At 52.1% G+C, this 13,369-nt stretch carries 7 protein-coding genes; 3 read left to right on the top strand and 4 right to left on the bottom strand.

Annotation, left to right across the window (positions count from 1 at the left end; translation table 11 throughout):
- Positions 1–55: 55 nt before the first annotated feature.
- The 4 genes from argC to SH449x_RS20180 all read right to left on the bottom strand — a co-directional run bounded on the left by argC (position 56) and on the right by SH449x_RS20180 (position 5,418).
- A complete protein-coding gene (gene argC / locus SH449x_RS20195; RefSeq protein WP_482377885.1) occupies positions 56–1,090 on the bottom strand; it encodes an N-acetyl-gamma-glutamyl-phosphate reductase in 1,035 nt (344 codons plus the stop codon).
- A gap of 66 nt (positions 1,091–1,156) precedes the next feature.
- Positions 1,157–3,376 carry a fused MFS/spermidine synthase gene (locus tag SH449x_RS20190; protein WP_482377884.1) on the bottom strand — a complete coding sequence of 740 codons (2,220 nt, stop codon included), beginning with the start codon at positions 3,374–3,376 and terminating at the stop codon, positions 1,157–1,159.
- Between the two features lie 159 nt (positions 3,377–3,535).
- Positions 3,536–4,957, bottom strand: a complete 1,422-nt coding sequence (locus SH449x_RS20185) for an MlaD family protein (protein WP_482377883.1) — start codon at positions 4,955–4,957, stop codon at positions 3,536–3,538.
- On the bottom strand, positions 4,954–5,418 hold the full coding sequence (locus tag SH449x_RS20180; protein WP_482377882.1) for a paraquat-inducible protein A: 465 nt from the start codon (positions 5,416–5,418) through the stop codon (positions 4,954–4,956). Before SH449x_RS20180 ends, SH449x_RS20185 begins: the two co-directional genes overlap by 4 nt.
- A 592-nt stretch (positions 5,419–6,010) precedes the next feature.
- Here SH449x_RS20180 and glgP point away from each other — a divergent pair.
- The 3 genes from glgP to SH449x_RS20165 all read left to right on the top strand — a co-directional run bounded on the left by glgP (position 6,011) and on the right by SH449x_RS20165 (position 13,364).
- Complete coding sequence (gene glgP / locus SH449x_RS20175) at positions 6,011–8,212, top strand: alpha-glucan family phosphorylase (protein WP_482377881.1); 2,202 nt, start codon at positions 6,011–6,013, stop codon at positions 8,210–8,212.
- Between the two features lie 21 nt (positions 8,213–8,233).
- Positions 8,234–9,775: a DUF4332 domain-containing protein gene (locus SH449x_RS20170; RefSeq protein WP_482377880.1), complete on the top strand. Its 1,542-nt coding sequence runs from the start codon at positions 8,234–8,236 to the stop codon at positions 9,773–9,775.
- 253 nt (positions 9,776–10,028) lie between these two features.
- Positions 10,029–13,364 (top strand): DEAD/DEAH box helicase, encoded by a 3,336-nt coding sequence (locus SH449x_RS20165; RefSeq protein WP_482377879.1) that lies wholly within the window; start codon positions 10,029–10,031, stop codon positions 13,362–13,364.
- Positions 13,365–13,369 lie beyond the last annotated feature (5 nt).

Genomic DNA, 13,369 nt, shown 5'->3' with positions numbered 1-13,369 from the left:
CAATGTATTCGCGGCGCGCCAATTTTCATTGGCCCAAATGGCATGAATTCGAAAATTAAGGTTTCGCCGACTGCCCGGGCAGCACTAGGCCAGTTGTCGCCTCGAATCCGAACATACCATTAATGGCCTGAATCGCGGTCCCAATGCCGCCACGAATTGCACTGTCTGTTGCAGCCAAGATCGTGATTTTAGGGCCATTCTCGCGAATCGCTACGTCAATATAGTTCGATCGAAGAACGCACTGGGTGGTAGGAAGATGGGACACAATTCGAACAAAGGGAAAATGCTCGTAGTAGGAGAGCAGGCACTCGCGAATCTGGTTGGCAGAAACAGAAATCGAGGGAGAAAGATAGATCGTCGAGAACATCCCTCGCTCCATTGGCACTAGATGCGGAGTAAAACTGAGACCGACCGATTCCTTGGTTTGAGACGCGATAACGTCGCAAATCTCGGCTTGCTGCCTATGGGAGCCTACCGCGAAGGGTTCGACGTTCTCGTTCCGATCGTAGTACTGTGTTGAGGGATGGGGCTTCTCATCGAGCGATCGAACGCCTGCCTTAATGTCTACTATAACTTCATCGGTCTTGACCAAGTGCTCCTTGATCAAGGGAAGCAGGCACAAGATCGTGGGAACGGCAAAGGGACCTGGGCAAGCGACAATCGAGGACTTTGAAAAGGTCTCTCCGAACAGCTCATAAATTCCGTAAGGCACCTGTCCCAGCTTTGTGGGATCGATGTGTTTTTCCCCATACCATCGCTCGTACAATGCAGAGTTGCTCAACCTGTAGTCTGGCGAAAGATCTATAAATTTGCAGCCAGCTCCGACAATCTCGATGCAAGCCCGCAACGATTCGCCGTGAGGTAAAAAGGAAACGACCACATCGGATTGCTCTGCCAGTTGATAAGGCGAGAGTTCCATGAATGGCATCTTGAGACGATTGATCAACCGAGGAAATCGATCGTCCATCATGTTGCCAGCGCAGTTCGTACCCGCCACCGCTGAGATTTGAATGTTTGGATGACGCATCAGCCATTCCATCGCGACCAGCATGCGGGGGTCGTTGGCTCCTAGAATTCCAAGTCTTACCATTTGAGGCTCCTCGATCTGTTACGGCGTTATTTGTTTCAAAACGACCACGTCACCCGATGTGCTATTTTACCACTTCATAGAACCGAGAATATCGGTGTATTGGTCGGTCCAAACTCTAGGCAGTCGATCTGGCGTCCCGGCCCAACCTGAATCACTTGAGAAAGGGCTCAATAGCTCCTCAGACCGAGCCATCAAAACGATCGAAGAATTCATTTTCCCACGGCGTTTCTCCTCGGCAGACCGAATGACGTCTTTTGCATTACGGAATGCCAAACCTTTCGATTTCGCAATTGCCGCCAAAGCAGGTTCCAATTCCAAGTGTCTGTTGGAGGCATTGAATGCCAAGATGCCATCTGGTTTGAGCTTAGATATGTAGACGTTGACCGCCTCGAGTGTCAATAAGTGTAGCGGCGGGGATGATGAGCTGAACGCATTCAGGACGATCAAGTCAAATTTCTCTTCAGGCTCCGTGGCCATCTCGAGACGAGCATCTCCGATTTTGATTTCGTACGAAGGTCCACCCTCGGGATAACATTCCTTTAAGAATGTAAAGTACTCAGGGTCTTCAGCAACCCGCTTCATTGCGGGATCGATCTCGTAAAAAGTCCAGTGCTGCCCCGCATGGGCAAAGCAAGCGACCCCGCCAGCGCCCAAGCCTGCCACAGCAATTTGCTCATAACCTCGCGCAACTGCATGATCGAAAACGGTGCTCATGGGGCCATCGGCATAGAAGTAACCTGTGGGAAAGAGCGCATCGGCAGGATCTCGGCTTTGAATACTGTGCAACGTGTTGCCATGTATGATCAAATTCGCATTGCGAGTTGGATCGTAAGTTACCTTTAGGACACCGTAAAAGTTACGTTCCAGAAAAAGCGTGCGTCCATTGACCCCGGAATCAAGCGAGCCGATGAAGATTAATGCCGCAGCTCCCAACGCGAACTTGGGTAGGTTCCTCGCAATCGGTAACAAGAGTATGGCGGGAATTCCGTAGATAAGATTGGCCAGAATGGCCTGGTCGCGAGGCAATACGAATAGCAATACGGTCGCGATCGCCGCGATGCCTAAAGCAAAGATCCAGTCAGCCCCTTTGCGAAACGAACCACCTGCCATACCAAGTACCAAGAACGAAGCGATTAGTATGAGTGGATACTCAACCAACCCAAGGTACTTGAAAATTACGGGCGACAGGATGGAATTAAAACTGCCACCCAATACTCCGCCAAAGGACATCCACAAATAATAGGACGTTAGATGGGATGCTTCTGGTTTCCGCTTGGCAAGCTCACCATGGGATACAAGGGTCAGCAAAAAGAAACTAACGACGTGAACCCCGACAACCAACCAGGTCGGTTCATTAGACTTGCCCGCCACGACAATCACCAGCAGAATGGCGGCAAGAGGTGTCATCCGCAGTGCAAGCGAATGGCTGATGATTGGTTTGTCCGAGAAGACGATGATGAATGTCAACAAGTAAAGAGCTAAGGTCATCACCCATAGCAATGGGTGAGAAAGCACCTCAGAAGCCAAGAAGGTCGTTTCCCCGATCAACAAACTAGACGGGATAAACGATAACGCAATCCACGTCAGGATAACAGGCAAACTAATCTTATTGGACTTAGGTGCTTCGGTTTGCTTAAAGGTACTTCGATCTTTGTCTGTAAATCGATTCCAAAGTATCGCCGCGCAGAGTAAGAACCCTAAAAACAAAACAGCGAATCCCTCCGTCCAAACTTGCCCCTGCTCCGTTAGACTAAAGTACTTGCTTATCAAGAACGGATAGCTTACCAACGAGATCATGCTCCCCAGATTGCTGGCAGCGTAGAGGAAAAATGGATTGCTTGCGTTGGTGTGATTCGTTTTGGAAAACCAACTTTGCAAGAGGGGAGCGGACGTAGAAATAACAAAGAACGGGAGCCCTATCAGCGTAGTTAGCAGCACCAGTAGCTGTAACGTGGGATCGCTAGTCGTATCGGCAAAAATTCTCTCGTCGGTCGCGAGAAAAAACGGAGTACCAGAATTCTGCAGCCAGCGCCAAATCAGCCAACCTAGCGTAGTGGCCAGAAGCCCGATATGCACGATCGATTGAACTCGATGCCCAAGCCACTTGATGGAAAAGTGGGCGTAGAGATAACCACCTAGCAGCAACGCCTGAAAGAAAACGAGGCAAGTGTTCCAAACTGCTGGCGAGCCACCCAGAGTCGGCAAGATCATCTTGCCGATCATGGGTTGCACCATAAACATTAGTGCCGCACTTAGAAAAATCGTGAACGTGTAGACAAGTACCATGGCGAAGCTCGGATGATCAGCAACTGATGATTTTCTAACCTTAACGGCATCCTGGCCACCGGAGAGTAGCTTTCACAACCGCACCGTCATAACACTCTCAAACCTTCCAAACAGGCAATCTGTCTCGGCCCGTAGCCCATGAGGCATTTCCCGCACCGTTTACCTAATAGGTACAATCACGTACTCCTTGCCCTGCTTTCCTATCACCCCCACTACATTGTTTCCTAGGTAATCTACAACCGGTGCGCCAACTAAATCAGCGTTTGAGATAATCCCAGATTCGATTCGCCACTCCGAATCGGTTTTTTTGATACGAGTCCCGTCGATTATGATCGGATAAGCAGGGTCGCCGCTGGATACGACAAAGCTAGAATCTGTCTCGTCGCTGCGTGCAAGCCTGCTCGCTGGCCACAGATCTAGCTTTACTTCTATGGGCAGCGAAGTACGGAATCTCACCAATTTATCGTCCGTTCCCGTAATGATCTCAAGAATCAAATCCTCTTGTTTTGCAGCGACCCCGGCAAACTCGAGAACAACCGTCTCTTTGAGGGCAGCACTCGGCGCAACGATCTGTTCCATTGGGCAAAGGAACGAGCCGTCGTCCAAAGGCAAACACCAGCCGCTGATTTGCTTGTTGGTTCGAAAACCTAGCGTGCGTTCTTGCCAACGCAGAGCCATGCGAATCGGGAGTGGCATCGCACTCCCTTTTTCTTGCCAATCGACCCCGTGTCCGATGGAGGGTTGCCAAGCTAGCCATTCCGGTTGGGCTTCGTCGTAGAGCACGAAGGAATGGCCTGTGCTAACCGTCGGCTCATTGGATTGCGGAGTCGCCATTTCGATACCGCCCGTCAGGATTTGAGCCAGCGATTCCGCGTCGATCTTAACACCTGTCAGGCCTAATTTCAGCTTCCAGCCGCTCCGGTTCCAAAATCGGGAACTTGGGCGAACCAAATCCCGATACTCAGGGTCGATCGCGCAGCGTGCTCGGACACTGCGAGCGTCAGTTGCTAAGCCGACTTGGACGATGCTACCGATACGATAGCCCCGATAGAGAATAGGAGCACCGTTGCTGAGTCCACCGCGCGCCGAGCCGTCGAGCGTAATCTCCAGCGAACCATCTTTGGGGCTGGCGATCGGAGAAACTTCTAGTCCGATGAATCGTGAGGTGCGACGCGCGTCCCTTGCTCCCGGTTTCACAGAAAGGTATTTGGCTCCTAAGATCGTATCCAAACCGGAGATCGAATCGAACGACAACGAGGGACGAACGATCCAAAACTGTGTACCCTCGCGTGCGATGTCCGATGCGTTGGGTTGCAACCGAATGGAGACCAGCACTCGAGTCATATCTCCAGAGAGCTCCACTTTGGTCACTTCCCCTATATCAATACCATGGTGTCTTAGACGATCCTCAGGCTTGATCCCGTGCCCCTCTTGAAACTCCACCACGATGCTGGTCCCTGAGTTTCGGTAAACGTAGAGAAAACTACCGAGACTTGCACAGACGCTAATCACGGCTATTAGCCACCAAGAAAATTGCTTAGCGGGTTTTCGAGAAACCAAGTTTGCGGTCGGTAACGTCATTCCGTTTCCCATAAAGCGTGAGGATCGAAGCTAATCGTTGCCAGTAGGCTAAAGCAAACGCAAGCAAAGAATGAAAATACGGCTGGACCGAAATGGAATTCGATTAAACCTGACAGCTTGACCGACATAACCAAGAATGCGATCAGCATAACATCCATCATGCTCCATTTCCCCGCCCATTCCATCATGCGATAAGTGACCGCTCGATGCCGCCGACTGAATAGTTCCAACCAGGTGAGTTCGATCAGAGCTAGCAATTTGAACAAGGGAAACACCAAAGAGAACAAAAAAATGATTCCGGCGATGAAAACGTTTCCTGTCGTCGCCAATTCCCAGATCCCACCTAAGACACTGGTTTGGTGGTGATGCCCGAGTCGTTCGATCTTCATGATAGGCAGCAAAATCGCCGAGGGGTAGAGAGCGAGTGCCGAGATCGAAAACGCAGATACCTTGGACCTCATGGAGTTTCGACAAGGGTTCGAGGCGATAACCGTATCGCACCGAACGCAGATCGCAACACAATCTTCGGAGTGCGGAGGGACTCTCTGTACAAGCCCGCAACAATGGCACGCTTTCGGTTGTAAGCTACTCAGTTCATCCATAGTTTTCAAATAAAATGGTCCCCGCTCACAGATTATACCCGTATAGATCATACCCGCACCGCTGCCGGTGTTGCACGTGTGCGAACCATGTCGGAATTGTTAACCCGTTAAATCGGGGGCAAAGGACATTAATGTCACTCTACCGCATACACAGGGCCTCAAATGTGGGGCTTGCTCGCAACTCGACGAGCGCTCAGCTTAGGCCAAAATGTTCGCTTTATCCCGCCAGCCCAAGCTGCCTGTTTTGCCTAGCTATAAATGTCAACCTTTTAGTTTTTCTGCAACTTGGCTAAAAGTATGGTAAAGTGCTCTGATATTAGGGATGGGATGGTCCAGAGAAATCGAGGTTCCACTAAAGCATCCCTGTGATTTATGCCGTTAAAGCTTAAGTCGCAGTACGGAAAGGGTTTGGATACCCATCAATTGCAACTTGTCACCTCAGAAAATCACAATGACACAGATCGAATATACGGTACGACAGGAATTGGCAGCTCCGAGTTTCGCGAACGAAATCGATGCAGATGCTCTTTATGAAAAGTGCATGGCATTAGCGAAAAACATGTGGTGGAGTTGGCAGCCCGAGGTCACCAACCTGTTTCGAGACATCGATCCCATCCGATGGCGACAGCTCGATCATAATCCCATTGCTTTGCTCCGTGAGTTCACCCCTGAAAGGCTAGCAATTCGCGCCGGAGAGATGGTTCTCCACAGCCGCGTTAATTATGCCTATCGACGGTTGCACGAATATCTGGAATCTCAGAGTACTTGGGCGCAGACCAATGCCGGCGTTCTCGGTGCGAAACCCGTTGCCTATTTCTCGGCCGAGTTCGGGCTTCACGAGTCACTGCCAGTGTACTCCGGCGGCTTGGGGGTTTTATCTGGAGATCACGTCAAGAGTGCGAGCGGTCTCGGTGTGCCTTTGGTCGGGATCGGTTTGTACTACTCTCACGGATATTTCAAGCAGCACTTATCCGAAGACGGCTATCAGCGTGAGGAATATTTCGAGACACGAGTCGAGGATCTGCCGCTCCAACCAGCTACGCTGCCCGATGGAACCCCGTTGACAGTCTCCATTGAAACCAGAAACGGCCGACTGCTCGCGAAAGTGTGGAAGGTCAACGTCGGCCGGGTTTCTCTCTTCTTGCTCGACTGCAATGTTGACGGAAACCGACCAGAAGATCGCGAGCTGACTAGCCGACTGTACGGTGGTGACGAGCGGACCAGAATTCGCCAGGAATTAGTCATCGGTGTTGGAGGTGTAAAGGCCCTTAGGGCATTGGGCATTCAGCCGGGTGTTTATCACTTGAACGAGGGGCACAGTGCTTTTGCTCCGCTCGAAGTCATTCGCGAACGCATGGAAGACGACGGACTCAGCTTTGACGAAGCAGCTCGCGAGGTTGCCGACATGACCGTCTTCACCACTCACACCCCCGTTCCAGCAGGTCATGATCGATTCGACGGGGCGTTGATCGAGGAGCACCTCGGCCCGCTCCGAGATTCTGTATCTCTCAGCCACGATGCTCTCATGGCTTTGGGACGGGTTCATCCTGACAATCATGCGGAGCCGTTCTGCATGACGGTCATCGGACTTAAACTCTCTCGATGTGCCAATGCGGTCTCCCAATTGCATGGACATATCTCCCGCCGCATGTGGAATACCCTGTATCCTCACCGCGAAGAACGAAACATCCCCATTGGACACATTACGAACGGCGTACACGTCGAAAGCTGGCTCGCATGGCAAATGCAACAGCTTTACGATCGGCATTTCCCTGCCAATTGGAAGTCGCAAATGGGTGAGGCCGACGTATGGCAAAACATCCACTCCGTCGATCCAGGTGAGCTATGGGAAACACATAATGCATTGAAGAACCTGCTCCTCTCGTTCGTGCGGAGACGCGTCTCCAGGCAATGCCGACGTCGTGGTGAGAGCGATGATGTGGTAGAAGCAGCTCGAAACGTATTGTCGCCGAACGTTTTGACCATCGGATTCGGGCGTCGGTTTGCAACCTACAAGCGTGCGAATTTGCTCTTCAAAGATCTCGATCGCATCAGCCGACTCCTCGATAGCGAGGATCAACCAGTCCAAGTCATATTCGCAGGCAAGGCACACCCCAAAGATGAGCCTGGTAAGCGGTTTATCCAGGAGATAGCCAATCTACGCCATGACTCTCGTTTCGGTGGTCGCGTGGTCTTCATTGAAGACTACGATATCAATGTCTGCCGCCACTTGGTACAAGGCGTTGACGTCTGGCTCAACAATCCACGTCGGCCTCTCGAAGCATCCGGCACGAGCGGGCAAAAGGTTGTTTACAACGGTGGACTCAACTGTAGCGTCCTCGATGGTTGGTGGGCCGAGGCCTTTAACGGCACCAACGGTTTCGCAATTGGCAAGGGTACCAGCCACGCCGAAGATCGCATTACCGATGCACGGGACTCAGAGTATCTGTACAAAACGATCGAGGAAGAAGTCGTACCGATTTTCTACAATCGCGACGCTGACGGGCTGCCTCGCCAATGGATCAAGATGATGATGAGCAGTATCAGCACCTTGGCATGGCGGTTTAGCAGTCACCGCATGGTGATGGACTACACCAGACAAGCCTATGTGCCAGCAGCGGGTGGACTCAGTTGCGAGATGAAGAAATTTTAGCGAAGAAATTTTAGTTGTGCGATGCAGCTCATCGTTGCAGTTCTGAGGGCAGCCCATTGCAAGAGTGTTCATCATTACTTTGCGTTGGATGCCCTAGAAGAGGTTCGAACGGAATCGGGCCGGCAGCTCTGCCGAATGCTACTCGCTCACTTTTCGGACTATCTAACCGGTGCCAAGGATCCGGATACCGCGTTCAAAGACTTCCAGAATCATTGCTTGCACGTTCAAGATAAGTTCTGGGGAGGAGCAGCCAAGGCGGCAGCGAAATGGTACTCGGAGTCACTCGAGCATCTCAAAGCAGGGCGGTGGCGAGATGCCGCCTACTCCATCGGAGTTCTCAGCCATTACTTTACTGATCCTTGGATGCCACTGCATACCGGGCAAGCCCCTAAGGAGTCGATCGTGCATCGCCCGATGGAATGGAGCATTTGCTGCGCCTATGACGAGATTCTCGATCTAGCTCTCTCCGATCCTTCGCTTCCCTCGTTTGAGCTACCGGAAACGGATAACTGGCTAAAAGACTCGATCCATTCGGCTGCTCTTTTATCCAATCGCTATTATGACGCTCTGATCGATGCTTACGATATGACCGAGGCACGCGTACAACCGAAAGTGGCACTCGATCTTTCATCACGACGCATGCTCGCTCAGCTATTCACTTGGGCCATCAGTGGCTGGGCTGCGATAATCGACCGGCTCGCCTTTGAGTCTCCTACAAAGGTGCCTTCGTTCTCGCTCACTTGGCCCACTTTGCTGGCAACGGTGAAGGTGCCCGTTGCCCGCATCACCAAAACGATCTCCGATGCCCAGCAAAAACGAGAGGTCGAAGCCATCCTGCAAGAGTACCTTTCCACGGGAAGCGTTAAGCGATCTTTGCCTGAAGAACAGGTCACAGTATCCAAGGCACGGATTCGCTACCCCGATTTGCTGCCGACACAGCGAGAGATCGCTGATGCGTGCTCTATCGTGAAGGATATGGACGCACGCGAATCCGGGGGCGTTCGCACTCCACCGATCACAAAGCCAACTAACGCAGCCACGACCAAGCAACGCGAAGAATCGCAACCTGCCGCGAGAAAAACGAGTGATGCAACAATCAGCCCACCTCCCCCGACACTCCCGCAGGCTTCTCATGCTGCGAAGCGTTTCAAACGACTAGAGCTCGACAGCCCAATTGTTGACGCTCCCGCTATCGGCCCGAAGACGGCTGCCCGTTTGCAGGCTGTGGGTGTCACCACTGTTGGGCAATTGCTGACTGCAGACAGCGAACAACTCGCTCGGTTGCTTAAAGCTAACTGGATAAACGCACAAACCATTGATCAATGGAAGGGGCAAGCACGTTTGTCGCGTGAAATCGCTGGCTTGTCTTCTGCTGGATCAGGATTGCTATTCCTGTCTGGCGTAACGACGTCTGAAGAGCTTCTCGTCCGAACTGTGGACGAGGTGCACCAGATGATGGTTCGGGTTGCTAAAACTGCCCAAGGACAACGAGTCTTGCGAGACAAGCCACCTCCATCGAGAGAGCTCATCAATAAGTGGCGACAGAGGGCGATGGAACGGTAAGCAGACCGCCGAGACCTCACCTATCGCCCCCCCTTTACCATTGAGGGCAAGTAGCTTCTAGATAGTCTGAACCTAAAAAACAAATTCACCATTATACTCTGGCTAGGCCCTTCTGACGATTAGAAAACCGGCTGTTCTTTCAAGCTTTTTTATGTGAAGAGAATAAGCAATTTCGCCTTGCCAAACATCGCGTTGTTCGACGAAACTAGTGGACTTGCTTTTTGCTGCCCCGTAACAGACGGAACGACATCGAATGACGAGTTTGGCTCAACTGGACCCTCCCAAGGCGACCGGATTGATCGTACATATCCTTCAAGCTATCTCACTGTTGGAAAAGAAGATTCGGCCTCAACAACTGTTGATGTCCCGATACTATGCAACCAACGATTTGCCTAGGCTGAAGCGGACTGACAACACTTTACAGTGGGACTTTGAATTGCACGGTGTGTCTCCCGTTCGTGGCAATTTCAATACCAGTATTCTGTTCGACTTGGACACCACGAATCTGTCCTATGCGGTCGATGATCCGTCGATTCGTGTCGTCAAACAGCTCAGCGCGGAATGCTCCTGTGTTGAAGATGTTAAGCCGTGTGTTCATCAAATCTTTTGCTTGCATTACTTGCGACGGCAGCTTAGCCAGCGCTCTACCGAAGATGCGTTGCAGTGGATGGAGAGCTGCATCACCGATGGTCGCCATGCGGGCAAACGGTTTGTGGAGTCGCTCGATTACCTGAAGCAACCTGAAACGACTGCCGCGTCCGATGATGACGAAGGAGAAACGTTTCAGCGAGAAAAAGTCACGCGGATTCAGTGGCGAATCTCGTTCACAAAGCATGCGATAAAAATCAATCCGTATCTCCAAACGATGCGGAAACGCGGCGGCTGGAACAAAGGTAGGCTGGTCCGAGAATCGCTCGATACGGTCGATGAGAACACATTGAATCATCCTTCGGATCGCATTCTGGTTTTACTTTTGCAGGCCGCTGAGGAATCGTACCGAGGTCAGACGCCTCGCATGATTCGCGAGTGCTTCAAACTATTGGCAGATCATCCGAATGTGACTCTCGATGATGAATTGCTAACTCCGATTCGCATCAAGGAATGCTCGCTCGAGGTTCGTGTCGACGAAGAAGAAGAAACCTATAGGCCAAAGGTCTACCAGGGGGATTTCCAAATCGTCTCCACAGCGGATGCGATTAATTATTCGATCGGGGCGATCAACAACAACGAATCTGTTCTCTTTCGCTTGGATCGGGATCAGCGTTGTATCTTCGTGAGCTCCATGGACCAGAAGACCAAACGACTGATCGAAGATTTGCAACAAGCGGAACGACGGGAAGCCATCTTCGACCAAGAAACCGCAGAGCGCTTTGCTGACTTACTGGCGAGATCCGCCGACCCTACCAAACTGCAAATCAGTTTGCCAGAACGATTAGCCGGTCCAGAGCAGCCATTGTTGCCTAATATCGAGGTCCAGCTATCACCGTTCGGTAAGGAAAGCCTACTCGTGGCATTGCGTGTTACGTGCGATGCTGTTCCAGAACAACCGGTACCTGGCGCAGAACCGGATCGCCTACGAGTTGCAACAGCAGCAGGTCGATTCCAGTTACTGCGTGCTCTGGAAGAAGAAGCGATGCGTGCTGACGAGTTGGCTGGGATCCTGGAACTCGGCAAACTAACATATGAAAATTCGTATACCTGGGTGGCAGAAACCCCAGACGACGCGCTGGATCTTTTGCAACGGATTCAGAACCTCGGAGAGGCTGCACCTCCAGTATGCTGGCCCAAGAGTCAGCCGCTACGCATTGTTGGAGAGATCACACCACAGCGGTTGCAAGTTCGCTTGGTTAGCCAAAGGGATTGGTTCGGTGTTGAGGGAGTTGCCAAACTCGAGGGACTCGAGCTACCGCTTGCCGAATTGCTGGCAGCACTAAAGGGTGGCCGGCGATTCGTTCCGCTTGGTGACGGCCAATTTGCTGTGATATCAGAACAACTCCGACAGCGGCTCAATAGTATCCAGGATGTCTCGCAGGCGGACGGTGGGGTGATCAAGCTTTCCAAAGCTGCTACCGCCGTTGTGGAGGAAGCTCTCGGGACCGACATTACCTACGAACTCGACAGTTCCTGGCGAGATGCAATCGATCGGCTCAAGACGGCACGATCCCTCAACCCACAAGTCCCCGCGACCTTGCAGGCAGATCTGCGAGATTACCAACGTTCCGGATACAGTTGGCTCAGCCGACTAGCTCATTGGGGTATCGGTGGGTGCCTAGCTGACGACATGGGGTTGGGTAAAACGGTTCAAACGCTTGGAGTATTGTTGGATCGCGCCAAGAAGGGACCTGCTTTGGTCATCGCTCCGACCAGCGTTGGTTCGAACTGGTTGCGAGAAACAGAAAAGTTTGCACCGACTCTTAACGCGAAGCTATATCGCGATCACGATCGACAAGGCTTGATCGATTCCGCAGGCCCTGGTGACATCATCATCACCAGTTACCAGCTCCTACAACGAGATGTCGAGCGATTCACGGCACGATCTTGGTACACACTGGTTCTCGATGAAGCACAGTTCATCAAAAACTTCCAAACCAAAACTGCTCAGGCCGTGCGGCAAATCGATTCCGATTGGCGAGTTGCCTTGTCAGGTACACCTTTAGAAAACCACCTGGGTGAACTGTGGAGCTTGATGCGTACCGTCAGCCCTGGCCTCCTAGGCTCTTGGGATCGGTTCCGCAAGAACTTTGCCGAACCCATTGAGCGACTTGGTGACCGTGATCGCTTGCAGGCGCTCGGGCGCGTCGTGCGACCGTTTATTCTGCGAAGAACCAAAAAGGAAGTTCTCTCGGAACTACCAGAACGCACGGAAGTAGTGCGATTCGCCGAGCTATCGACCGCTGAACGCAAAAAGTACGATGCCGCACGACTGGCAGCCATCAGCGAGATTGCTAAGCCAGAAGGGCCTGAGTCTGACGCGCAAATGCGCATTAAGGTCTTGGCGTGGCTTACGCGATTGCGGCAGTTATCTTGTCACCCTGCTCTCGTGGACAAGCGATGGACCGAGAGTTCGGCCAAGCTCGACCTTTTCATGGAGATCGTGGAAGAACTGCGAGATGGCGAACATCGCGCGTTGGTCTTTAGTCAGTTCGTGCAACACCTGTCCCTTATCCGCGAAGCTCTCGATAAGGTGGGGATCAAGTATCAGTATCTCGACGGCTCCACACCAGCAGCGAAGCGTCAGGATGCGGTCGATCGTTTCCAAGCGGGCGAGGGGGATCTGTTTCTTATCTCGCTCAAGGCTGGTGGAACAGGACTCAATCTGACTGCCGCTGATTACGTGATTCACATGGACCCATGGTGGAACCCGGCTGTTGAAGATCAGGCGACCGACCGAGCACACCGAATCGGACAGCTGCGAGCCGTCACGGTTTATCGTTTGGTAGCCAAGGATACGATCGAACAACAGATTCTGGCATTGCATGCAGACAAACGGGAATTGATTAGCGGCGTCCTAGACGGTGCTGATCGAGCGGGTCGCATGTCAACCGACGAATTGGTCAGCCTGATTCGCTTGAGCCAAGTAGAAACGTAGAGATC

This window comes from Brakhagea baltica, assembly GCF_052161605.1.
In the GTDB taxonomy this organism is placed as follows: Bacteria; Planctomycetota; Planctomycetia; order Pirellulales; family Pirellulaceae; genus JBKCUI01.
This window is presented reverse-complemented; position numbering and strand designations above follow the sequence as displayed.